This is a genomic window from Shivajiella indica, assembly GCF_042683085.1.
GTDB lineage: Bacteria > Bacteroidota > Bacteroidia > Cytophagales > Cyclobacteriaceae > Shivajiella > Shivajiella indica.
In genome coordinates, this window is record NZ_JBHUIV010000016.1 from 183,379 (window position 1) to 207,983 (window position 24,605).

Below are 24,605 nucleotides of genomic sequence, written 5' to 3' on the forward strand. Positions count from 1 at the left end.
CGCTTATCTTAAATAGGTTATGGGAGAGAGTCAAAAAAAAGATTAACATTCATTAATTTAGGCAATGCATAATCATATATCATGAAAAGCAATCACCATCTCTCTAAAAGAGGACTTAAGGCAGCAGAAAAACCCCTGAGGGTGGATATGGATATTTACTTTCAAGCGATGGAAGACAGATACCATCACTACACTAATCCTGAAGGAAAATTCCCAATGAATGTAGCAGAAAACCAACTCTGTTGGGATGCGCTTAAAGAAAAAATCCAGGCCATTACTAAAAGCCAAGAAATACCTGATTGGGTATCCAGCTATGGAGATCCGGCAGGAGTATTATCCTTAAGGGAAGCATCAGCTCATTTTTTATCAGGTTATCTAACCCATGTCCCAATCCCTCCAGAGACCTTGGCCTTTTCATCCGGGGCTACCTCAGTAATAGAACTCACTTCTTTTTTATTGGCAGACCATGGGGATACCGCTGTGATTCCAGCACCCAGTTATCCGGTATACTCAGCCGATATCGGGGTAATTCCAGGCATAAAAAGATATAATCTTCAGACCCATCATGAAATAGAAGAAATCAAGAATGGCATTCCTCTATCAATAGAGCTTCTTGAAAAATCCAAATTAGAGATTGAATCATCAGGAAGTAATTTCAGAATGTTGATTCTGACCACTCCTGACAATCCTACTGGTTCTATTTATTCCGAAGATCAACTCAATCATTTAGCTGACTGGTGCATAAAAAATGAAATACACTTAATAGTCAATGAGATTTATGGACTATCCAGGATTGATACCAGTAATCCGGAAATTAAGGAAGATTACCCAAACCCTATTCATTTTGTTTCCTTCGCACAATTGATGGCTGAAAGAAGAAATCCATATTTGCATTTTTGGTATTCCTTTTCCAAAGATTTTGGTATTTCAGGCTTCAGGGTTGGTTTGCTACATTCTTACAATGAAGATTTGATCGGAGGTTACCGAAATGCAGGTCTTTCCCATTCGGTTTCAAATTATACCCAGTGGATCCTGACTGAGGTCTTGAAAGACAGAATTTTTTTGGATGCCTATATTGAAACAAACCAAAAAGCGCTGACAACATCCTATTTAATGGTAGTCCGTTGTCTAAAAAAATCAGAAATACCATTCAACCCCTCCTATGGAAGTCTTTTTGTTTGGGCTGATCTATCTGAATTTCTGTTGGAAAATTCTGATAAAGGCCAACATGATTTATGGTTAGATATTTACCAACATTCAGGAATTTTATTCACTCCAGGAGCTGGCTTTGGTCATCAGAAAAAGGGTCTTTTCAGGCTTGTAATTTCAAGTGTTGACCATCAAGCTTTAGAGGTTGCCATGGAAAGATTTAGTGCTTATATAACAAAAAGGAGAAATACCTAAATATTTAGAAATAACTTGAAATCGTTGGAACAGGATACCTTATCACCACCATAGGCAAATTACTTTGCCGTCACCCTGATCCCGATAGTTCGAGAGAAGGGTCTCTTAAAATTGAGGAGATGCTTCTTCCTAATTTCTTGGGATCAGCATAACCCGAAATATTGTCATTACCCTTCCTGTACTTTTTCCAAAATGTTAAAATCTCAGGGTGACTTTAAAGATTTGTAATTGGCATTTATAAATACTGGCGTTTTTTTATTATTAACCCAATTTGAAGTAATTTATGGGATTGACAGAAAGAAAACCCAAGCTGCTATGAATAAACTTACCCCTATACTGGCCTTATGCGTTTTATTAATATCCTGTTCCCCTTCCAGCACCTCAGAACAAATTCCGATAAAAGCCCATTACCTGACCAATAGGACACCTTTGGAGCCCACAGCTTACTTAGAACTTCCTTTGGGAAGTATCAAAGCCAAAGGCTGGCTTGAAGATCAACTTCAACGGATGGCCAATGGATTGACAGGACACTTGGATGAGATCTATCCAGAAGTTGTGGGCCCGAGAAACGGCTGGTTGGGAGGAGATGGTGATGTCTGGGAACGGGGACCTTATTGGATCGATGGCCTTATTCCGCTGGCGTATATCCTCGACGATGAGCGCTTGAAGCAAAAAGCACAACCTTGGATCGAATGGACACTAGTCAACCAAGCCGAATCCGGGTATTTGGGGCCTATTCCTTTTGAGGTCGAACCTGAACCAGAACGGGGCATTCAAAAAGGCCCAAGAGAAGACTGGTGGCCCAAGATGGTGATGCTAAAAGTCTTGCAACAATATTATCAAGCTACTGGAGATGAGCGCATCATAAATGCCCTGACCAAATATTTCCAATACCAACTGAAGACTCTTCCCCAAAAGCCCTTGGATCACCTTTCCCTATGGGCCAACCGAAGGGCGGGCGATAACCTGATGGTGGTGTATTGGCTGTATAACATCACAGGAGATGCATTTTTGCTTGAACTTGGGGATCTGATCCAGGAACAGACTTTCCCATGGCAAAAAATATACATCAATGAAGAAAATCCATTCCAGTTTGACGACACTTGGTTTTATAACAAACTCAAGCGCTATCCTTTTGATTCGGCAGAAATGTCTGTGTTGACTTTGTCAAAAGTACCAGGTCTACACACGGTCAATGTGGCCCAAGGATTGAAACAGCCTTTGATTTATTTCCAAAAAAGTAAAGATTCTGAAGCCCTTCCAGCAGTTAAAAAAGCCCTCAATGACCTCAATAAATTTCACGGCCAGCCCACAGGGATGTATGGAGGGGATGAACCCTTGCACGGCAACAATCCAATTCAAGGCGTTGAATTGTGCTCTATCGCTGAAGAAATGTTTTCCTTGGAAACCATTCTCAAAATAACCGGAGATATGGAATTTGCGGATCTCTTGGAAAAAATTACCTACAATGCCCTTCCGACGCAGGCATCCGACGATTACCAAACCAGACAATATTTCCAGGCTGCCAACCAAGTGGAATTGACAGACCAACTGGAAACTTCCTTTGAAAAAACCAATCACGAGGGGACAGACTTTGTCTTTGGCGTGCTCTCTGGATATCCCTGCTGTACCACCAACATGCACCAATCCTGGCCCAAATTTGTCCAGAACCTTTTCTATGCCACACCTGATGGTGGTGTCGCTGCCTTGTTGTATGCCCCAAGCACAGTGCATATGAAAGTAGCAGATGGCGTCGATCTTAAGATTGTTGAGACAACAGGTTTTCCGTTTCGGGAGACCATTGATTTTGAATTGGTACTATCTGAGGATGCTGAATTCCCCTTCCATATAAGGATTCCTGCTTGGGCGAAAAATCCAAAGATTACCATCAATGGGCAACAGGTAAATTTTGAAACCAGCAATCAGGTAGTCATTCTTAATAGAACCTGGAAAAGCGGGGACAGAGTCATATTGAATTTATCCATGGAATTGAAAAGCTCGACTTGGTACAAAGGAATGGTTTCGATCGAACGAGGACCCTTAGTTTTCAGTTTAAAGGTCGACTCTGAAGAACGGCAAAAGGATAGGAAAGACCGCTTCCGTGCGTTTTGGGAAGTGTTTCCAAAAAGTGATTGGAACTTTGCTCTGGAGGAAAACATGCTATCAAATCTGGCCGAAAATGTGCAACTGATAGAACGGGAGTGGAACGGTGACTATCCCTGGAACCTGGAAAATGCACCCCTGGAGTTGAAATTACTAGGTGTCCACCTTCCTGAGTGGAGGACTGTAAAGAGCGCCCCTGAACTTTCCGAGGATATCCCCCAGCTCATTTCAGCTGCCGAACTAGCAGGAAGGAGACGGGAAATTACCCTTGCGCCTTATGGCTGCACAACGCTAAGGATTACAGAATTTCCTGTGGTGAGGGTGGAGTAGGTAAATTTGGCCAAAAAATTAAAATTGTTTAAAGCGCTAATGGTCTATTCTTTGGCAGCTAAAGCTTGCCTTTAGTTTACAAATATCCGCTTTTGCCTGCAAGATGTATCAAAGCAGCCACATTTTTTGCTTCAAATTTGACCATCAGGTTTTTGCGGTGGGTGTCCACTGTGGTAGCGCTTATAAAAAGTTTATCAGCAATCTCCTGATTGGTGAGACCTTCGGCAATTTGTTCCAACACTTCTTTTTCCCTTCGGGTTAAAACAGGTGCTTCTTTTTCCGAGTTTCTTTTTAAAGCTTGTGAGGCTTCAAAACTCAGATAGGATTTAAAGGTTTTGGCTGCCTCAATAGCTTTCAGTAATTCTTCCTTACTGGCATTTTTAAGGACATATCCATTGGCTCCACTTTCTATCATTTTTTCCACAAAACTTCGCTGGTTGAAGGTACTAAGACCTAAAATCCGGACACCGGGATACCGGCTTTTCACCACCTTACAAAGCTCAATTCCGGAAATTCCCGGCATGCTGATATCCATAAGGATTACTTCAGGTTCATTCTTTTCGAGAAAAGCCAAACAGGATTCCCCATTGGTGGCATGCCCCATCCACTCAATGGACTTCTCCTGCTGAAGTAAGGAACGAATTCCCTCTATGACAAGATAGTGGTCATCTACTATAAAAAGCCTGGTTTTCATGGCAATTCAATTTCGATATGGATACTGCTTCCCTTACCAGGAGCGGAGTCCAGTGTAAATTTAGCATTCAGGTATTCCAAACGGCTTTTGATATTGGACCAGCCAATACCTGAACTGAGCAGCATTTTGGAATGCTCAAAACCTTTGCCATCATCTTCCACATCCAGAAAAACCTGTTTTCCTGTTTTCGTGATCTGCACCAGGCCATTTCTGGCTTCGGCATGTTTGAGGATGTTATGGACGAGTTCCTGTACAATTCTGTAAATAGAGATTGAAGAGGTCTGATCAATTTCCTCTCCCTGCAGACCAAAGGAAAGGTACCTGAGTTCGATGACCCCACTCTGATTGATGTCTTCGCAGAAATCTCTCAAAGCCACATCCAAACCAAATTTGATCAGATTTTCAGGCATCAAGTTATGAGCGACTCTTCTCATCTCCATAATAGAAGTGTCCAACATGTCCAGACTTCTTTCAAAAAGCCGTGCATTTTCTGGGGTTAATATCAAGTTTCCTTTCATAGTTTGAAATGAGAATTTTATTCCGGAAAGCAATCCTCCCAAGCCATCATGAAGGTCTTTGGCTAGGCGGCTTCGCTCTTTTTCTTCTCCTTTGAGAACTGCTTCAGTGGCAGCAAGTTGTTTTTCAGTTTCGAGTTCTTTGATTTTTTGAAGTTGAAGCTTCTGCTTGTGTTGATTTTTTCTGATTACAAGCAGAACAATTGTACCTAACGACACTGCCAAAATGAGCAAAATCCAAATGGTAAGCTGCCTCTTCTGGTTTTCTGCAAATTGCTTGGCATTTTGTGCTTCCAGTTTGAGGATTTGGTTGCGCTGTTTCTCAGATTCATATTTTTTTTCCAAATCAAGTGCAAACCTTTTTCTTTCTTCATTTTGCAAACTGTCTTTGATGGTATTGTGCTGAGTTAAAAAATTATATGCATCCTTAAATTTCGCACTTGCTGCATAAATATCACTAAGGGTACCGTAACCTTCCTTCATAAAGACGAGAATCGAATCGGTTTCAGCAATCTCGAGTCCCATTTTTACATATTTTTCCGCCTCGGGATAATTTTTCTGTTTAAAGTAAATGTACCCTATTTGCATTAGGGGCTCGGTCATGTTCCAGCGGGAACTTACCGCTTTGCCATTTTCGTACGCTTTCTCGAAATAATGGATGGCACTGTCGAATTTGCTGATATTCTGGAAAGTACCTGCTTTTATCAAAAAATAATTCTGTTTTCTAGAAAAATCATAACTATCGCTGTAATAGGGCGATGCAGAATCAGCGTAAAGTTTTGCTTTCTGAAAATCGCGAATTTCCGTGAAGTAATTGGCCTGCTGCAAATAACCAAGCAGCAGGTTACTGGGATGGTTGGCCTTTTTCGCAAAATCCAACCCTTTGTCTACATACTCTTTCTGTTTTTCGGGCAGACTAAGCTGCTGGAATATCATAGCTAAATTCACGCAATGGGTCGAAAGTCTTGGATACTCTTTCAAACCTTCGAGCAGCTTGATTGAAATGAGCGATGCTTCCACAGCAGAATCGAGCATATCGGAGTGTCGGTAATAATTGGACAAACCTCCGAACACCCTCGCTTCCTCTCTTTTCGCCTTGGGGTGGGGGGATTGTCGGAAAAATAGCGCTGCACGATCTAGGTTTTCTTTCTGTTTTTGGTATTTGCCGTTGAGTTCATAGGGAGTTGATTCGTAGAACAATGCAAGCCCAGCATAGTATCCCAGGTTTTTTTCAACGGAAAAATCAACGGCCTGCTTATAGATTTCATGCGCCTTTGCCAAATCAATTGGCTCAGTGTACATGGCCAGCATTATCAGATTGTAGGCCCTTGAACTATCAGGAAGGTTCTGTTGTAGGGTCAACATGATGCTATCGGCCAAGTATTTTTGTGCGGCTAAATTTTGGCTCAGAAAGAAAATGACTAGGAGGAACAGAATTTTTTTCATTCTTCGGAGCATATGAGGAGGTAAACAATACAAATTAAGAAATTATTTGTATCCAAACACCTCCCCTTTTTACAGGATTTTAATAGGAATAAAATATCCTTCTTTTACAGGATTTCGATTAGGGAAAACTACCCCTACGTTTATTCATCCCAAATACCAATCACTATGAAATCCTGTTTACTGATGCTTTTATCGTTTTTTATTCCTCTGATTGCGTATGCCCAGAAAAATGTCATACCAGCCAATCAGATTACTGCTTTGAATCTTAAGCTTCCTAATGGGAGTAAGCAGGATAAGCGTTTTTTATCCACTGTGGCGGCGGCTTCATTACTCGAAACCGAAGTAAATGATCCCTCTGTCAGCATTTCCGAAGTGGAAGTGTATACGCTGCCGCCCACAACGCAATCGGGATTTGATGCCGAAGTTTTAGTTGGGGAACTGGAAAAATCGGGTTTTGAAATTCTTCCAACAAATGACAATCGGATCGCCTGGCTGGTTAAAGGCCAAAATGCTTTCTTGATTTTTATTTCGATGGATAATGATGAAACCAATTTTTACATCGGTAGGTCCAACAAAATTCCAAAAACAGCACAAACTCCTTCCACTGGTCAGGCTCCCTCTAATGTTACTCATTCCACGATTCCAGCCTACATTCCTCCTTTACCTCCATCAAGGTCAAAAACTTCGCCTCCGATGAGTCAGCAAGTTCCCGCTCCAAATCCTCCGGCCAAATCCCATTCCCCATCTCAGAATCCTCCCTCTAATTCATCTGTTCCAAAGACTCCGGTAGCACCATTCACAGGATTTCAATTTACCACAAGCAATTTTGATGACGGTTGGGTTTCCACCATCCATCCAGATTGGGTCTTAGTTCAAAAGGGTGAAACGAAAGTTTATTTGTTTTTTGTTTTGCCCTACCAAAGTGAAATTTTTGATGGTACGGGGGTGATGGATAGGGATTTTTATTGGGACAACCATGTGGCACCGATTTTCAAAACAACTTCTAAATCCTATCAAGATGCAGGAGAATTTATCAGTTCTTTCAAACCAAAATACGTGGAAGGATGGGGTCAAGATCCTCAGACCGGGGAGCGGAGATTTTTTGGAATGTATTTGACCGTCTCTCCTAATGCTGTAATGCTTACTATGGCAAGCACTTTGGATGAAAATGGCTTGAGACAACAATTTCCAATAGCAGCCGACCGCTGGACTTCCGATCTGGCAGCTATGAGCAGATACAACAAATTTGCTATTGGGCCTAATGACCTAAACGGTACCTGGCAAAGCGGGGGCAGTCAAATGACCCAGTGGTACAATGAAGTTACCGGGGCATATGCAGGTGCTACTGTCGCAGCCACCATTGCCACATTTAATTTTTCAGGGAACACATACACTAGGATCCACAATGGAGCAACTGGTTTTATTGGAGCAATGAATACTTTTCAACAAGAATTTAAAGGGGCAACAAAAATAAAAGAATGGAATATTTCTATGACTAATCGCTTTGAAGGTAAAACCCATGATTTTAACGCACATTTCCAAACAGTTAAAGGTGGAAGATTACTCTACCTCAACAATCAGACAGGGGAAGAATACCTGCTGGTAAAGATTAAATAATGTTAGTTAAAATTCAATAATAAGCTTCCAACGAAAAAAGTTGATATTAACTAGAATTTGAACAGCCAAGAAAAATTCCTGTCCTGAAAACCAGGACAGGAATTAATCGTGTTTTTGCCTTTAATTTTTCCCTTTCCCCTTCCCTTTATTGGGGTCAGCTATGCCTCTGAGATCCTTGATGGGTTTGGGTTTTGTATTTTTGGAATTCTGAGTTTCTGGGCTTTGAGTTGTAGGTGTATCAATTCCTATGGTGGACATAATTTGAAAAATTTGATCTTTACAAACTGTATTGCTTGTCTCATACATAAATCCGGTACTCAAATTGGAAGCTGAAAAAACATGGATCATTCCAAATTTATCAAGGAGACTGTTTATTTCAGCAAAACTTCCGAAATAATTCCATCCTTCCATGGTAGAGATTTCAGTTGGGTTGTGATAATTCCTCAGAAATCCCAAGTCGTTGATTTTTTGCTCCCTTAAGGAAATAAATTCCTGCTCTGACTGAATAGGATAAGGTAAAGTGGGAAAAAATGCGCATCTACAATCCGGATCTGATGGAATGAAAATTAACTGGTTGTCTCCGACCGGCATGGCTTCCCAATTATCCGGCATTTGGTAGCTGATTGCTCCAAACTTGGATTGGGCAGCAAGGATTCCTGAAAATCCTATCAACAGAATGGTTAAGATTAGATTTTTCATAGTGTTTAGATTTTTATTTGAGCAAGTATTCCCAATTATCCCTTAGGATGAAATCCCCTAAAACAGGGATTTTGTGTCATTCCCTTCCTTAGGATCTGAAACATTGTAAGAAAAATCCCCTTTTTACAGGAGGCTGAACCTCCAAGAAATGTAATATTTTTAAAAAAGTAATTAAGGCTAAATGAACTCTATTTAAATAAAAAATTTCCCAAAAAATCATGGAAAAAAAGATCATCTTCATTATGCTTATAGTAGGAGTATTAATAGGTTCAGATGCCAAGGCTCAGACCTGTTCCCAGGAAGAACTCACAGTAAAACAGGGGGTGTGGAAGTCTGGCCTTCAAGGCTCAACAAGTGGAGTCACAGCAGTCGACTTGGCAAAAGAAAAAGAAATTGTAGCAAAAGTATTCAATATCATAAAAGAGCATTACCAGCCCATGGGTTGTGAAGTGTCATGGTCAGGAGTTTATGGTTACAATCCTGCTGTAGCTAAAGACTGGGCGGCAAATCCTTTTGGACTTGGCGCTTATTTCCTTCGTTATTTATGCGATAAACAAAAACCGGGTCAACATTATGTGGACGTGGCTACCCCAACTTCCCTGTATGTGAATTTTAATGAGTTTCATTGGGTAAAGGCGGCTGAAATTCCCGATGATGAAGAAGAGAAGTTTTTTAGGTTTCGAAGTCTGCCGGAAAATAAAGAAGGGTACTATTTTTTTAAAGAAGATGTGGATTACAACGATAATATCAAAACATACACCTGGCTCTTTACCTATGACAACAAGTTGCCATATCGGAATGTCACCAAAAAGGAATACCTGCTGAACATGTTGGACATTTTTAATACCAAGATTGAGGAGGCAGACAAAAACTATGCTTTAGTTAAAACCAAAAACTTTCCAGCAGAAGACATGCGATATTATACTGAAAGTCATGCTTCTACAAGGGCTTGGTTTCAAAAACCGATAGATGAAATCAACAATATGCTGAACAACCTAAGTGAAGAGGAGCTCTCAGAACCAGCTATTATAACAAGTAGGGGTGATGGTTTCCCGCTTTCTGATTTTGTGGAAATAGGAAAGCAATATTCAGATATTCTAATCAAACCTGATTTGTCTTATTACAATACCAAACTCCCACTTTCTGCCCCACAGATGTTCAGCATTGTCCTCACTGTCAGTCATGGCGACCCGGTATTTGAGCATGTCTACAGCACGATTTCAAAGGCTATTGAAGAAAATATCAATGAATTCAAAGCGCTGCTTGCCGATCAATCGCAGTTTACATTTAGATAATAATCCATTTGATTTACATTGTTAGTCGTACCGTAAAAATTACTAGATATAAAAGTAAGCAACTTCTTTCCCCCTAATTCATTTTTAAATATCCCCTTTTTACAGGATTTCCACTGGAGATGAAATCCGCTAGCTTTCCTGCCAATGACAGAAATGTACGTCACTCTGAGTGAAGCGAAGAGTCTCCTATTATATGGGAGATCACCCGCAATACTACAGGGCAGGTTTTCACCTCCGCAGGCTGCGCCTCAGAATGACGTAGTAAAAATATGTCATTGCCTTTCTGTAAATGCCAAATTTTAAAATCTCAGGGTAACTTGTTTTTGGGTCTTATCTAGTGCCTTATTGGCCACTTCTTGCCTGGAAAACTATAAATCAATCCCATTTAACAAAATTCACTTAAAAACTCTCCCCCAATTTATAAAATCCCCTTTTTACAGGATGTCGAATGGTTTTGAAATCCGCTAGCTTTCCTGCCAATGACAGAAATGTACGTCACTCTGAGTGAAGCGAAGAGTCTCCTATTATATGGGAGATCACCCGCAATACTGCGAGGCAGGCATTCGACTCCGCAGGCTTCGTCTCAGTATGAAGCGGTACACAAGATGTCATTTCCTACTTTGTAAATGTCAAATTTTAAAATCTAGAAATGACTATTCAACCCATACCAATTTTCAAAACCATGAAGCGCCTTTTATTAGTCTCCGCGATGCTTTTGTCTTGGGTATTATTCCTTAGGCCTTATGAAGTTTTAGCCCAGAAAAAACCCACCAATAAAACTGAGCTTGAAAAAATGATGGAGGAATTAGACCCTGAAGAAATAGAGATGATGAAAAAAATGGGCATCAAGTTTCCGGATATGTCCATGATGTCCGGGGACTTCGATGATTCCGATGAAGCCAAATGGCAAATCCCCTCCAGGGATGAATCCAGAATCTTAAGGGCAAAAAAGGTCTCCCTGAATCAGGCCGAATTACCGGCTTACCTTAAAAATGTCCATAGCTCAATTGCAGCTAAACTAGGTGCCGCTAGAACCTCCTCTGCAAATGAAATGATGGCCAACACTCCCAATGTTGGTGAAAAGGCCCATCTGGCCAATGGGCTTTGGATGTTTGGCATGCCGGATTATGCCATTTTGGTTTTGGGAAATGCGGTCCAAACTGCTCCACAAAACCCCGACTACTTGAACAACTATGCAGCTTTTCTCACCATGGCGGGAGCAGAGGAAGCAGCACTTCCTATTCTGAGGTATCTCAATTCACGCTACCCGAAAAACAGCACAGTGCTCAATAACCTAGCACAGGCCTGGTTCGGTCTTGGAGACCTTCCAACGGCAGAAGCTTATCTTGACAGTGCCATCCGATTCTATGCCTATCACAGTCAGGCAAATCTCACCAAGGGAATCATTGAGGAAAAAAAAGGAAACAGAACCGCCGCAGCAGAGGCATTTAAAAAGAGTCTCAAATCAGGTTATAATCCTGACAAAGAAGACAAGATCAGTGAATTGGGGCATAAAGTAACTCCAAATGACCTGACATGGCAACCTCCCCTGAATGAAGATCCGCTTGGTCTGGTCCACATGAACTGGCCAAAATATCCCCAAAATGTCTTTGAAAGCGAAGCCTTGGAAAAGGAATGGGAGGCTTACAGTTCAGAGATCAATGCCCAAGCTGAATCGATCAGCCAAAGAAATGAGGAACTCAAAGAGAGTTTTTTGGAATCTTCCATGAATGACCCCTTGGCCAGATTGACCGGAGGCAGGATGGACGGTGGAGGTCCGATTACACAGTTGGTTTTTGCCCCTAAAGCACAGGCTTTGAGAAGGTATTATGAGGAGAATGATGAAAGATTTGAAAATCAGAAGTATGAAGAGTTGGTAGAGGAGATCAATGCCCGGCCCGAAAAGCTGTATTACATGGAACAGGAGGTAGAAAAACAAATCACAGAATTGGACGAAAGATTTAAAGGAAAGATCGGGGAAGGATCCAGTGATGCAGACAGGCAGGCATATTGTGAGGCATGGAACGAAATTCAAAGTGCCTATCTGAGAAAAGTCAATACTTATTTGGAAGAGGGAAATGCCAAATGGATCGACTACCATAGAAAGAAACTCAGCAGGGAGATGAATTACAATCAGTTTACCCTTCTGCCTGAAGAGTATGAAATAACAACACTCACTTCCAAAGCATTTTGGCTGGGGATAATAGGAGGACAGGAAGTTGAATTTACAGGCCCAAATAAGTTTTGCAAGTACAATGCAGTGCCGGGACGAACCTCCGGAAAATTGGCTGATTTTTATGACTTGAATTGTAAAGAGAAAAGTACACTTTACTTGGTGGTAGGATCCATTACGCTAGAATGCAATAAAATGACCACTGAGCTGGACTCCAAATTTTTGAAATTCAAAATTAAGGAGAATATGGATACCAATGAGATTATCCAAGGTTCAGTGGAAATTGGCTTTGATGTAGACTTGGCAGAAGCCTCTGAACTCGGCCCGGTAAAAGCAGAACTAAAGGGCGAACTATCAGGCTTTATTGAATTCAACGGGGAAGGAATAACCGATGTAGGAGTGAAGGCAGGAGCGAAAGCCACATTCGGATCAAATGTGGTCAGCAAAAAAGACACAAATGCCTCATTAGGCTTTGCTGATGACAAATCTGGAACTTTTATGGGTGCGGAAGCCCGTTGGGGATGGAACAGTGGACCTTCTATAGAGGGAAAAGGAATACTTCAGGGATTGACTATCAAATAAAAATAGTAATGAAAACAACACTCACTCTCTTTTTTCTATTTGCTATAAACTTGGCATTTGCCCAGCATCAGACCATTCAAAAACCCAAAGCAGACAGTCTTGACCTCAATCTTTTACCGGTATACGACATCGACAGCAACCGCTACGAGGTGATCAAAATCGGTAATCAGTATTGGTTCAAGGAGAATCTCAGAACGACCTATTATCGGGACACAGTGAAAATCCCAAACCGTCAGGATGCTACTGAATGGTCCCAAAGCAAAAGCGGGGCTTATGTTTTCTTCGACAATGACACTAAGAATATTAAGAAGTACGGATATCTATACAATGGTTATGCTGTGGCTACAGGGAGACTCTGTCCTGAGGGCTGGCATATTCCCACAGACAAAGAATGGATCGAACTGGAGCGTTTTCTTGGCTTGCCGGCTACTGAATTGGAACAGACGGGTGATAGGGGAAATATTGCTCCCAAGCTGAAAAATACTTCCGGTTGGAATCCCTCTGAATTCTCCGGTGATAATTCCAGTGGCCTAGCTATTGCTCCAGCAGGTGCCCGAAAAGACAATGGAGAGTTTGTCACACTTGGTCAATACGGAAATTTTTGGACTTCTACCGTCTATGATGACCGCTATGGGCTGCTTTACCTCTGGAACCACCACCTGCATTACAATACAGATGCCGTGGGCAGAATTTACACGCTTGCAACAAACGGTTATTCCTGCCGATGCATCAAAGACCAAAAGGAAAAGTGAAAGGAATTGGATCCTTAGAAAAATATGATAAGAACTATTAATTGAACGCCCATATGAAAACTTACATGATTTCACATTCCGTGAAGATGTTTTTAATCCTTTTGTCCTTGTTTCTAGTCACGCTTCAAACGCAGGGACAGGATAAAGGGGAGAAACAATCGCCCTTGAAAGGCTTGGGTTCAAAGTTGAAAGAAAAGGCAGTCCCCGCTGGACTTGGAGGGAAGTCATCCAAAGAAAAAGGAACCCCTCCCCAGGTTGAAACGGCCGAAGCAAATGAGGGAGAGTCCAAAGGAGGGGAACTGGATCCAGATGAGGAAAAATTTGACGAAGATGAGGATGACCCGGATAAAATGATGGAAAAAATGATCCGGCAATTTGGCCATGACCCGGAAGATGTAAAAAGAAAAATGAGTGAAGAGGGGGCAGACGCTGATCCTAAAGCCATTCCCAATCCGGATGAAAATGCTATCGCAAGTATTGAAGCTGCCCCAGGAAATGAAGCTGAGCTACTCAGTTATCTTAAGGATTTTGAAACTGGGGCAGATTTGGCTTTGAGTCCTGAAGCAAAAAAGGACGTTTCTCCGCATTTGAACAAAGGGCAGCAGACAAAAGAGGTCGGGTATATGTTTTGGTTGGCAGGCAAGCAGGAACCCGCCGCTTATCTGATGTTGAAAGCGTCTATAGCTGATCCAAAGGATGAGCTTTTGCTCAGCAACCTCGCTTCGGTCATCACCATGGCAGGCTATGCGGAAAATAGCATTCCCATCCTTGAATACCTGCACCAAAAGAATCCCCAAAGCAGTATCGTCAACAACAACCTGGGCCAGGCATGGCTCAGCCTAGGTCAGGTAGCAAAAGCCAAACCCTTTCTCGAACAGGCAGTCAGTGAATACGAGCAACACCCTGAAGCCAACCGTAGTCTGGCACGCATTGCAATGAAAGAAAACAACAATGCCATGGCTAAATCCTACCTGAAAAATGCGCTCAAAGGAGGCTTCTCCCAGGATGCCTATTTTGAGCTGAGGGATTTGGAACCCAATGGAAAAGAAGATAGGATGGAAATTTTGAAGTTGGATCATAAAAGGAATTACCGGGAAATTGCGGTAACCAAAAGATTTACTATGCCGGTAGTGCCGGAGTCAAATGAGAGGGCATTGAGTCGGGAACAGGAAATCGCTGATTTTTTTCATGGACTCTCCCTCACTGCAAGTGCATTGCACACAAAATATCCCTCCGGAACGGATAAGTTATTCAACAGCTATCAAAAAATCACCACTCAAATGGCAGTCAATAACCGGGACATGAAAAGTCTCGAAGACGTGCAAAAGCAATACAGTCTTGCTGCACAAGTCTGGAATCCATTCAAAATTCAGGCGCAGGAAGTCTTGATGACAGAATTGGACGATTCCTATGCCAGCAGTTTCAACAAAAGGATAGCTAAGTTGCAGGAAGCCAGAGATTCTCAGATGAAATCGTTGGAGGAATCCTTTGCTCCTGACATTCGAAAAATGAACGAAATCTCCAAACGCATCGCAGTCCTGGAAGATGGTGACGGGTCGGGATCGGAGATTGATGCCTTGATAAAACAACTCTGCGAGATGAGGAAGATTTTGGACAAAACAAGAATAGAGAAAACTGCACCTATCAATAATGCTTTTGTCCAACAAATGGAATCACTAGCATTTCAACGATTGCAGGAATATACCTATTGGTACACGCTGTATTTTCTTCCTCAGGATCCAACAGACTTTGCCTACGCACTGTATGGTGAATACCTGAGTACTTTATCCCAACTTCAGAAATACTATCCTTATCCGGTGATCATTTATCCTGAAGAAGGTTGCAAATTGCAGGTCAGTGAATCAGTTACCCCCAAAGGAAAGATGTCAGTATGGGAGGATACCCATTGCTTGACCTACTGGGACCTGAATTTCTACTTTGTAAAAAGTAAGTTCACCTGTAAGGAGGCAACTATAGAGGGTAAACTCTATGATATTGAATTTGGAGGAGGACAAAAATATGACCCATCTACATTAGAAACCGTTGAACACTCTGTCTACATTGGAGGAAAAATCGGAGACATTCCAATGGCAGTAGGAAAAGCTCTTGAATCAAAGTTAGGTGTAGGTGCAGTATACACTATGAAATTTGACGGCAACTGGAATCTTAAAGATATCATCGTAAAGGCATCAATTGGGGCAGAATTGGGAATGAGTGTTCCCAAGTCAAGCGATCCAAATGATAGTGGATTGGATATTAGAGATTTAACATCAATTGGTGTGTCGAACGAGTATGAATTATCCCTTCTAACAGGTTTTAGAGGTAATTCCCCAAAAATTTCAACAGTAGGAGATATTTTTAGCAAACAGTAAGGGATACCCAAGTAAGAGAAATTCACTGATTATATCTAGTACAACAAATGACCTTTAAATATGAAAAAGCATTTTAGTCAGTTTAATAGCAGATTTCATTCCAGCATCATTTGTGTATTTGTTTTGACTTTTCAGGTGTTTTCGTCAGCAGCACAAACTGCTTCACCCTGTCCCACCGATAACTTAAGCAATTATCCTGGTGCTTGGAAACAGCTCGATTTATATTCAGCGCCAGGACACATAAAGGCAAAACCCGGAAGCTACGATAAGAGCGTAGCAAATGCCAATCTTGAAAAACTCCTGAATCTTGCCAAAAAAGCCTATCCCCAACCTATGGGCGGCAATGTCAATTACAACAAGTACCTGGACTTCTCCAATGTATATGACTACTTGCCTTTCGGTTACCGGCTTTACATAGGCCATCCGGGATTTGTCTGTACGGTGGGGGACAAGGTTACTGAAACTTATGAAACAGGAGTTTATCTTTCTTTTCAGATAAACAATTATGAGCCATTCGTATCTCCCATTACAGCCCGGGAAGTTTTCGGAACCGATTACCGAATCGGGGTCGTCAAAGGTTCTGAATCAGATTATGGTATCAATGGACAAAGGGTATTTCTTATCCACGAGAATTTTGTCAGTAGCAATGGTTGGATGGATCATTATACCGAAGAAATCTACGGTGGCAGAGAACCAAGACAGCAGTGGTTTGTCATCAGAAAAGAAAATGTCCCCTTGTTCAGGTATGTTACCCGTAAGGAATACCTCACCCAGTTCAGGGAAGAACTCTTTACTTACAGAGACATATACGTCGAAAGTATTGAAGAGGGCTACAAAAAGTTTCCAGAGAGTTATTCGCAGGTTTACGAGAGCCTTGGGGAGTTTAAGATTCAGACAGAAAATGCGGTCAAGCGGGTGGATAACTATTTACAAAACAGTAGTGAGGAAGAGCTCAATAAGCAGGTTTCGGAGTTATTCTTCCATGGAAATTTCATCATGGAAAATGAAACTGAAATAAATTTCCGCAAGGACCGGTTTCACATGGTATTTGTCAATGAGGATTATATGGATAAGAAATTACCGCACCATATTGCCCAATTTGTCATAGTGGAACTTTCTGCTCCTGTGCAAGATAAAACCGGAAGATATGCCTGGAAATACAATTTTAGGCAGAAAATGATGGAAGGCTTGGACTTTAAGGAAATACACAATATGCTGCTTAAATGATTCAGGTATCAACAGGCATTTGAGCAATAATACAATGCTATATTTTTTTATCAACCAATCAGAAAAAATCCCCTAAAAAAGGGATGGATTAGACTTTTGCCAAAGGCTAAATTTCATTTAATCAACTAGCATACTTATGGCACAAGTCAATGGTTTTCATATAGCGCCAATTTCCAGAAAATTGGCAATATCCATATCCTTGATTATCCTTTTTCTTGGAATAGATATGGAAAGTAATGGGCAACAATTGGAAAAAAATGGACAGGTGGGCTTTGTTCCTCCAGCCCAATGGTCCAGAAATTCAGGCGATGGTTACCTGGCTTTTACAAAAACCAATCCAGAATCCGGCGAATTTGGCAGGATCATTCTCTACCAGGAAGAAAAATCTTCAGGGTCATTGGATGTGGATTTTAAAGAAGACTGGCAATCACTGATTGAGGTAAATTACCAACCCAAAGAGCTCTCAGATTTTACTAAAACTTCCTTCAATTCTGAATGGAATGCAATCATAGGTGTAGCTCCTTACGTGTACCAAAATCAAAATCAGGCAGTGGTTTTGGTAACATTATCCAATCGCAAACAAAAAATCAGTTATGCTTTTTTGAGCAATACGACTGCCTATGAAAAGGAATTGGAGGATTTTGGGAGTTCCTTGGAACTACCTTCTTTTTCCCATCCAACTGTGATTTCTTCGAGCGAAAAACCTATTTCTAAATCCTCCTCTATGCAAGTAGTGGTCGACCAGCAAATCTTGGGAAAATGGAATAGGTCCGCTTCAGTTTCTTCCTTTTTTGCCAATTCCGCAGCTTGGGGCAGCTCAGGCTATACGACTTGCCGGTATGAGTTTTTCGGGGATGGAACCTATCAGTACACGGAGCGGAATTTCGGGTATGCCTACGAAGACATCATTTTGGTTAGGGAAAGCGGGCAATATTCAGCAGTTGGTGGAGTCCTGACCGTCACTCCTATAGAAAGCCAAGTGGAGCGGTATGGTAAAAAGAATGGAGTAGATGAGTTGGGAAATCTTAAGGAGAAAAAAAGCAGGACTCTCGAAAAAGTGGCCTATCGCTATCAGTTTCACTATTTCGAAGGAATCGGGCAATTGAATCTAGTCTTGCAGGCCGATAGGCCCACCCAGCGGGATGGGAATTTCAGTTCCAATACTACTTTTCCCAACGCTTGGTATTTCGATAAGAGATTTACGGATGTCAATCTGTTTAAATAATCTGGAAATCCAGATGAATAAATTTTCTTCCCTAAAAACTTACGAACTATGAATTTTGACCTTCGATTTTTGAAAATATCAGGAACGAAATTTATGATTTCTTTTAGTTTGGCGGTAACTAGTTCGTTTTATTCATTTTCACAAACGCCTTGTGACGTATCCCAGCTTATTCCAGTCTGGGCCAGACTGGAAGATTCGCGCCCCTATTATGGCCCTAATTATGATCCCGGCCCGAGGGCATATCTAACCGCAAACTTTGACTCCAAAAAAATGACTCCAAAGTTGGAGGTTGCACTTTCATGGATCAAAGGATATTTTGAAGGAATTAAGGGGGCTCGTTTTGCTGAGTATAGATATTCTTATGATAAGGGATTTACAATTGAAGAATCACTGCGAACCAACCCTTGGTTCTTAGCAACCAATAGACTAGGCTCATATAATCTTCGTGTTTACAGTAGGAAAACTTATTGCAGCAACGGAAGACTTTCTGAATATGATGGACCAGCCCGGATTGATATTACCTTTAATGAGCTGAATTATTTAATCCGACCCTTACGTGGGCAATCAGCAGATGAAAACGGAAATTCTATCCCTTTCCAAATCAATGGAAAACCAGCTTTTGAAATTCCGAATATCAAATGGACTAAGGGGAATATAGATTATTACCAGTACCCAGGACCTCCTCCTCCTAGTACTTCCAAGTATTCTAATTGGGATTTTTTAGATGTGTTTATCCTTCGTAAAAATGATAAGCCACTATTTCTTCCTTTTACCCGGAAAGAAATTCTTGAATCTCAACTCATTGATTTAGAGGGATCTTACAAAGAAATGAAAAGGGTGATATTGGAATACACTCAGGTCCTCTCAGCAGAAGAAATTGATAAGCAGTTGGAAGAGCGGATTGCCGAAATTAAAAGGTTTACAGAACAAGGGGTGTGGGGATATTCTAAAGAGAATCTAGAAAACAGGATTCAGCTTGCCATTAGAAATAGTCGAATTCAAAAAGAAGAGGAGGCTGGAAAAATTGAAAATGCTCTTTCTAACCTAAATCGAGATTACCAAGCCGCTGTGGACTTGATTCAGAATTATCTAGCAAATCAGCCGGCATCAGTATTGGCAAAGCCAGTCAGAGAATACTTTCCAATCAATATTGGAGAGGACGTCTTGAGGAAGATTCAAGAGGATTTTGATAGGGAGCTTACGATTGACGATTGGGGACAGGACAAAATGATAGGGTACATCAATCCGGATTATTTTGATTCCAAGCTAAGTCCAGACGTGCCTCAATTGATTGCTGTTGAGTTTTTTAATTTGGATGGAGTACATAGTCATCTCAACGAGGTGGTTGATAAAATCAATCAGAAATTAGACTTCAAAGCACTTCAGGCCTTAATCCCGGATGTTAGTATGGCAGCAGCACCAGCCGATGAACCCGTTAAAATGACAGCCAAAAGCCCTGCCCGCTACTTGGAAAAGTTAGATAATCTGGAACCATTCCCGTTTGGAGCAGCCGAGACACAGGCATCTCGTAATCCAACCTTCAATTTGGGAGGACCGGGATTCAATGCACCCCCGATACAAATCAGGTTTCCGGAGCGGACTTCTGATTTGTCCAAACTAGCGGTGCTATCAAGTTCTGCAGTCTATGAAAACTACCTAGATGAGCTTAAAGGCAGATTTCTTACCCAACTCTCAGCAGATCAGAAGCGAAACTTCGACCAATGGATCAAGGAATATGACCTAAAGACCGAAGAAGAATTCACACAATTATCCATGTTGGCTTGGATTAATTCCAATCCGTATGCTTCGATTTACCTGGATTTGGAAGCGGTGAAGCGATTTCCTGAAAGCGGACTTGCCGCCAATAACCTGGCAGTCCACTTGCTTAAATCCGGTAATCCCGACAGGTCTTTGCCGATTTTAAATTATTGGCTAAAGGAATTCCCTGATAATTCCTTGTTGATGGGTAATGCCGCCACGGCGAGATACTACCTGGGAGATGTGGACGGAGCATTTGAGTTAGCCAAAAAAACGGTGGAGCAAGATTCTTTGCATCCAAATGCTAATAAGATTTTGGCTTTTGTCCACAGGCGAAATGGTCAGAAAGCCCCTGCAAAAAAAGCTGCGGAACGGAGCTTAGAGACGAGCTACGATGAAGAACTGGTAGCCATTCTTCAAGAAATGGACAATGAGGCTGAAGTGGGCAAAACCATCTACGCCGGTAGAAAAAGTCCATTTACGCCTCAATTGCTGGATAAATTCAGAATGCCTGAAGCCATCCAAGGAATCAGTGATGCACCAAACCAATCGCTTGTCATTGATGAAGTTTTGGGATCGATAGGTATGACGATTGCTGCGATACCCAGGGTTTCCACTGATTCCAGTTTACAAGCCGCTACCCAGAAAAATATCCAGCAGGTCATGACAAGAGGAGGATTTCCGCTGATGCAAATGCTTGGGCAGCACATGTACTTCAAAAGTATGCAGGAGTATCAGGAGGAATATACTTGGGCGAAAAACCGATTTGTTGCAAAACTTCAGGAAACGAGAAAAACCTACAACGCCAAGGCAGGGGAGATCAACAGAAGGTACAATGCTGAAATGGCCAAGATCGAAGGGGGAGAAGATTGGGAAGGGGAAAAGAAGCTTGCAGAACTTCAGCGAGCTAAGTGTAAAGAGTTGAATCTCGCTCTGGATTCATATTACAAAGAAACAGCACCCTTGATCAACCAAGCGGTGGTCAGACTCGAACTGATCAGTCGGGATCATCACAGCACGGTGGCCTATTGGGCGCCGATTTGGCTGCAATCGCAGGAGGCTGCTGATTTTCCTGGGACTCAAATCAATTACCTACGGGAAATGCGGGAGCTTTTGAAGCTGTATCCTACTGAGTTGCCGATGGATTGTGAGCTTTTTGGGGAAGAGGAGGAAGAAGAGGATTTTATGCCAGGAAAAATTTTGGTGTGGGAAGATCAATATTGCCCGGTTAAGTTTACCATAGGCATGGGGCCTGTCAAGGGAGGAATAAATTGTAATACATTCTCTTTGAGCGGAGGTGAATTTTTACAATTTGAAGGTGAACTCAAACTCAATAGAGATTGGGATACAGTGGAGGAAGTAAGTGTGGGAGGAGGAGTAGGTGTCAGTTTGGATGTGGGTTGGAAAGGGAAAGGAATGATCAGTACAGGCTTAAGCACAAAGCTTTTTGCCAAACTATCTAAAGATCCAAAAACACTGGAATGGAACTTCAGGAAGGCGGATGCAGGGCTTAAGACTGAAGCCACCATGAGTGGTGAACTAGGCCCCTATGGGCTTGAGGTCAAACTTGCGGAAACAAGTATGGGTATTCGCTCTGGAATCACTTCTGATGGGAGTATCCCTAAAATGATTGATCTGGCGCTTTCCAATTAAGTTTTTTGAAGAACTTTCCAAAAGTTTAAAACTTTGGGAAAGTCTCATGGGAATAATATTACATTGAGGGTAGATTGGGAAAAAAAAGATCAGAAAAAAAACACTGAACCGAATGACCAATATTTTATAAAATTTAATTTAGGCATGTTAATTTTTTCCTACTGATCAATGCTATTTATTTCAAGTAAACACCAAAAATGTTTACTTTTCTACTTATGAATACATCCCTCAGACTCCGATTCCTTATTTTGATATCCTTTATTGCCTTTATAAGCCTGGGACTTCCAGATGGATTATTGGGAATTGCATGGCCTTTTATAAGCGAGAAGTTGGATATTCCGCTCGATAATTTAGGGGTTTTATTGATGTTCTTTGTTGCTGGATATTTAAGTTCCAGTTTGACCAACAGTAAAATTATGTCCAAGATAACCTTGGGATGGCTACTTGCATTCAGCTGCTTTTTTACTGGGGCAAGCCTTTTTGGATTCGCAGTTTCCAATCAATGGATTTTTCTGATTTTGTCATCCTACTTTCTGGGATCCGGAGGTGGAGCCATAGATACCTCCCTCAATATTTTTGCATCTGCAAAATTCAGTCCCAGTGTGGTCAATTGGCTGCATGCTTTTTATGGAATAGGTGCCACCTCAGGCCCCTTGATCCTGACCTGGTTGTTTACTATGGGACATACCTGGCAATCGGGCTATTTCTTTGTGGGATCTATCCAAATTTCCCTTGGCATCCTGTTTTTACTTACCTCCAAAATGTGGGCTGTAAAAGAGGACAAAACAGAAGTCAAACAGGAGAATATTTCTTATCGCTTGACACTACAAAAACCCATGGTTTGGTTAAGTATCTTGATTTTTTTCGTTTACACTGGTTTGGAGGTAAGTGTCGGACAATGGTTATTTACCCTAATCACCCAATCCAGGAGTATATTGGAAGAATCGGCAGGTTTATGGGTAAGTACATTTTGGGGCAGTCTTACCCTGGGCAGGATTTTGTTCGGATTCATTCTAAAAAGGTCCAGTACCGTTAAGGTATTGCATTTGGTAATGGTTGGGATTATCTTGGGGGCAGCTGCATTCCTGATAGATTTTTCTAATTTGATTAGCTTTATAGGTGTTTTTCTGATCGGTTTTTCATGTGCTCCGGTTTTTCCCTCCATGATAGCGCTGGTACCGGACCTTTTTGGGGAAAAGTTTGCTGCGAATATCATTGGCTTCCAGATTTCTGCCGCCATGATTGGAGGAGCTATCCTTCCGGCTGTTTCAGGTTTTCTAACAGATCCGTTTGGCTGGGAAATCATTCCGCTTTCATTCTTAGTACAGGCAATTCTATTAGCCTTTTTTTATTTCTTCCTTATAAAAAACCTAAAAATCAAAGTCAAAAATTTCTAACCCGAATTATGCATTAGGATTCGTAGTAGCCTGTCCCGATGGATATCGGGAAGAGGTCAAAACACAAAATAATCAAGTATTTAGCGAATGAATCATAGTCATCTCTATGGTGAATGAGCTAAATGCAGCGAAGCGATTGATTATAAAGTGTTTTGATCTCGTAATAGAAATTCTAATGGATATTTCGGGTTTAATTCCATCTTTCGTCCAAACCTGATATTTACCAGTTAAATGGCTGATTTCTCATTCGTTCGATTTCCATTATGTTATTAGTACATATAGCATTAAAATTACCCTAATTTGCTTAAACTCAAAAACCCCCATTCATGATGAAAAACAGAAGAGAATTTTTGAAGACTTCCCTACAGGGTGCAGCTGGATTGTCCTTGGCACCTATGTGGCTTGAAGGGGCTCCAGCCATCATCAAATCCTACAACAAACCCAACTCCAAAATCAACGGGGTGCAGATAGGTTGCATCACCTATTCCTACCGCTCCATGCAGGACCAAAGTCTTGAAGCAAATATCCGGTATATCAAGGAATCAGGAATCAGTGCCGTGGAAATGATGGGAGAACCGGTGGAATATTTTGCGGGGATGCCTGTACCAACCTTTAATAGGATGAGGGCTTTCCAATTAGGTGGCAAACAAAGAAGGGGTGAAGAATTGACTGCAAGTGAAAAAGAAGAATTAGCGGATGTCCGCTCCCAATCAGAAGCATATGCCAAGGTGGTAGCAGAATGGAGAAATAAGACAGATTTCAAGGGATTTGAAAAAGCGGCAAAAATGTTTAAAGATGCCGGAATTGAGGTCTATGCATTCAAGCCCAATGCTTTTGGGGTGAATAATTCAGACACAGAAGTGGCTTATGGAATGAAAGCTGCCAAAATTCTTGGTGCCAGCCATATTACCTTAGAACATCCATCCGATGATGCACAAACCCTTCGTTTGGGCAGATTGGGAGACAGCCATAAAATGAAAGTGGGTTACCATGGGCACGAGCAGCAAACATTTACATTTTGGGACACAGCCTTAGATCAGAGCAAAAGCAATGGACTGAACTTCGACATAGGCCACTATGTGGCAGCAGGCCATACAGATATGATGGACCTCATCCAAAAACAACATGCTAGAATCTGGAGCATGCACATCAAAGACCGCCAAACCCCAACCAACGGAAAAGGCAATTTGCCTTGGGGCACCGGTGATACACCTGTTGGGGAGATTCTGCGGATGATGAGGGACAATAAATATAAATTCCCGGCAACTATTGAACTGGAATACCAAGTGCCCCAAAATTCTGATGCAGTAAAAGAAGTTCAGAAATGTCTGGAATTCTGCAGAAAGGCTTTGGGATAATCCTA

At 41.6% G+C, this 24,605-nt stretch carries 15 protein-coding genes; 12 read left to right on the plus strand and 3 right to left on the minus strand.

Annotated elements, in window-relative coordinates; genetic code table 11:
• The first annotated feature begins 81 nt into the window (after window positions 1–81).
• Together ACFSKV_RS10345 and ACFSKV_RS10350 are read left to right on the plus strand one after the other, a co-directional pair.
• Window positions 82–1,404: an aminotransferase class I/II-fold pyridoxal phosphate-dependent enzyme gene (locus tag ACFSKV_RS10345; protein WP_380802215.1), complete on the plus strand. Its 1,323-nt coding sequence runs from the start codon at window positions 82–84 to the stop codon at window positions 1,402–1,404.
• A gap of 315 nt (window positions 1,405–1,719) precedes the next feature.
• Window positions 1,720–3,837, plus strand: coding sequence for a beta-L-arabinofuranosidase domain-containing protein (locus tag ACFSKV_RS10350; protein ID WP_380802218.1), 2,118 nt, complete (start codon window positions 1,720–1,722; stop codon window positions 3,835–3,837).
• Between the two features lie 76 nt (window positions 3,838–3,913).
• On the opposite strand, the gene ACFSKV_RS10355 is transcribed toward ACFSKV_RS10350, so the two are convergent.
• Together ACFSKV_RS10355 and ACFSKV_RS10360 are read right to left on the minus strand one after the other, a co-directional pair.
• Complete coding sequence (locus tag ACFSKV_RS10355) at window positions 3,914–4,531, minus strand: response regulator (RefSeq protein WP_380802221.1); 618 nt, start codon at window positions 4,529–4,531, stop codon at window positions 3,914–3,916.
• A complete protein-coding gene (locus tag ACFSKV_RS10360; protein ID WP_380802224.1) occupies window positions 4,528–6,492 on the minus strand; it encodes a tetratricopeptide repeat-containing sensor histidine kinase in 1,965 nt (654 codons plus the stop codon). Before ACFSKV_RS10360 ends, ACFSKV_RS10355 begins: the two co-directional genes overlap by 4 nt.
• Window positions 6,493–6,657: 165 nt before the next feature.
• On the opposite strand from ACFSKV_RS10360, the gene ACFSKV_RS10365 reads away from it, so the two are divergent.
• Window positions 6,658–8,109 carry a hypothetical protein gene (locus ACFSKV_RS10365; RefSeq protein WP_380802226.1) on the plus strand — a complete coding sequence of 484 codons (1,452 nt, stop codon included), beginning with the start codon at window positions 6,658–6,660 and terminating at the stop codon, window positions 8,107–8,109.
• 120 nt (window positions 8,110–8,229) lie between these two features.
• Here the strand turns inward: ACFSKV_RS10365 and ACFSKV_RS10370 are convergent, their stop codons facing one another.
• Window positions 8,230–8,808: a hypothetical protein gene (locus ACFSKV_RS10370; RefSeq protein WP_380802229.1), complete on the minus strand. Its 579-nt coding sequence runs from the start codon at window positions 8,806–8,808 to the stop codon at window positions 8,230–8,232.
• 218 nt (window positions 8,809–9,026) lie between these two features.
• Between ACFSKV_RS10370 and ACFSKV_RS10375 the strand changes: the two genes are divergently transcribed.
• From ACFSKV_RS10375 to ACFSKV_RS10415, 9 genes are all read left to right on the plus strand, one after another.
• Window positions 9,027–10,103 carry a hypothetical protein gene (locus ACFSKV_RS10375; protein WP_380802231.1) on the plus strand — a complete coding sequence of 359 codons (1,077 nt, stop codon included), beginning with the start codon at window positions 9,027–9,029 and terminating at the stop codon, window positions 10,101–10,103.
• 682 nt (window positions 10,104–10,785) lie between these two features.
• A complete protein-coding gene (locus ACFSKV_RS10380; protein WP_380802233.1) occupies window positions 10,786–12,858 on the plus strand; it encodes a tetratricopeptide repeat protein in 2,073 nt (690 codons plus the stop codon).
• A gap of 8 nt (window positions 12,859–12,866) precedes the next feature.
• A complete protein-coding gene (locus ACFSKV_RS10385; protein WP_380802236.1) occupies window positions 12,867–13,610 on the plus strand; it encodes a fibrobacter succinogenes major paralogous domain-containing protein in 744 nt (247 codons plus the stop codon).
• Between the two features lie 53 nt (window positions 13,611–13,663).
• The gene (locus tag ACFSKV_RS10390; RefSeq protein ID WP_380802238.1) at window positions 13,664–15,982 is read left to right on the plus strand and encodes a tetratricopeptide repeat protein; all 2,319 of its coding nucleotides are present in this window, start codon (window positions 13,664–13,666) and stop codon (window positions 15,980–15,982) included.
• A gap of 60 nt (window positions 15,983–16,042) precedes the next feature.
• The gene (locus ACFSKV_RS10395) at window positions 16,043–17,209 is read left to right on the plus strand and encodes an alpha-amylase family protein (protein WP_380802242.1); all 1,167 of its coding nucleotides are present in this window, start codon (window positions 16,043–16,045) and stop codon (window positions 17,207–17,209) included.
• Between the two features lie 136 nt (window positions 17,210–17,345).
• Window positions 17,346–18,434 (plus strand): hypothetical protein, encoded by a 1,089-nt coding sequence (locus ACFSKV_RS10400; protein WP_380802245.1) that lies wholly within the window; start codon window positions 17,346–17,348, stop codon window positions 18,432–18,434.
• Window positions 18,435–18,482: 48 nt separating this feature from the next.
• Window positions 18,483–21,845 (plus strand): tetratricopeptide repeat protein, encoded by a 3,363-nt coding sequence (locus tag ACFSKV_RS10405; RefSeq protein ID WP_380802248.1) that lies wholly within the window; start codon window positions 18,483–18,485, stop codon window positions 21,843–21,845.
• A gap of 215 nt (window positions 21,846–22,060) precedes the next feature.
• Window positions 22,061–23,242 carry an MFS transporter gene (locus ACFSKV_RS10410; protein WP_380802251.1) on the plus strand — a complete coding sequence of 394 codons (1,182 nt, stop codon included), beginning with the start codon at window positions 22,061–22,063 and terminating at the stop codon, window positions 23,240–23,242.
• Window positions 23,243–23,571: 329 nt separating this feature from the next.
• Window positions 23,572–24,600 (plus strand): sugar phosphate isomerase/epimerase family protein, encoded by a 1,029-nt coding sequence (locus tag ACFSKV_RS10415; protein ID WP_380803302.1) that lies wholly within the window; start codon window positions 23,572–23,574, stop codon window positions 24,598–24,600.
• Window positions 24,601–24,605 lie beyond the last annotated feature (5 nt).

Coding starts and splice junctions, on each gene's coding strand:
- ACFSKV_RS10345 (WP_380802215.1), top strand. CDS start 82: ATGAAAAGCAATCACCATCTCTCTAAAAGAGGACTTAAGGCAGCAGAA.
- ACFSKV_RS10350 (WP_380802218.1), top strand. CDS start 1,720: ATGAATAAACTTACCCCTATACTGGCCTTATGCGTTTTATTAATATCC.
- ACFSKV_RS10355 (WP_380802221.1), bottom strand. CDS start 4,531: ATGAAAACCAGGCTTTTTATAGTAGATGACCACTATCTTGTCATAGAG.
- ACFSKV_RS10360 (WP_380802224.1), bottom strand. CDS start 6,492: ATGAAAAAAATTCTGTTCCTCCTAGTCATTTTCTTTCTGAGCCAAAAT.
- ACFSKV_RS10365 (WP_380802226.1), top strand. CDS start 6,658: ATGAAATCCTGTTTACTGATGCTTTTATCGTTTTTTATTCCTCTGATT.
- ACFSKV_RS10370 (WP_380802229.1), bottom strand. CDS start 8,808: ATGAAAAATCTAATCTTAACCATTCTGTTGATAGGATTTTCAGGAATC.
- ACFSKV_RS10375 (WP_380802231.1), top strand. CDS start 9,027: ATGGAAAAAAAGATCATCTTCATTATGCTTATAGTAGGAGTATTAATA.
- ACFSKV_RS10380 (WP_380802233.1), top strand. CDS start 10,786: ATGAAGCGCCTTTTATTAGTCTCCGCGATGCTTTTGTCTTGGGTATTA.
- ACFSKV_RS10385 (WP_380802236.1), top strand. CDS start 12,867: ATGAAAACAACACTCACTCTCTTTTTTCTATTTGCTATAAACTTGGCA.
- ACFSKV_RS10390 (WP_380802238.1), top strand. CDS start 13,664: ATGAAAACTTACATGATTTCACATTCCGTGAAGATGTTTTTAATCCTT.
- ACFSKV_RS10395 (WP_380802242.1), top strand. CDS start 16,043: ATGAAAAAGCATTTTAGTCAGTTTAATAGCAGATTTCATTCCAGCATC.
- ACFSKV_RS10400 (WP_380802245.1), top strand. CDS start 17,346: ATGGCACAAGTCAATGGTTTTCATATAGCGCCAATTTCCAGAAAATTG.
- ACFSKV_RS10405 (WP_380802248.1), top strand. CDS start 18,483: ATGAATTTTGACCTTCGATTTTTGAAAATATCAGGAACGAAATTTATG.
- ACFSKV_RS10410 (WP_380802251.1), top strand. CDS start 22,061: ATGAATACATCCCTCAGACTCCGATTCCTTATTTTGATATCCTTTATT.
- ACFSKV_RS10415 (WP_380803302.1), top strand. CDS start 23,572: ATGAAAAACAGAAGAGAATTTTTGAAGACTTCCCTACAGGGTGCAGCT.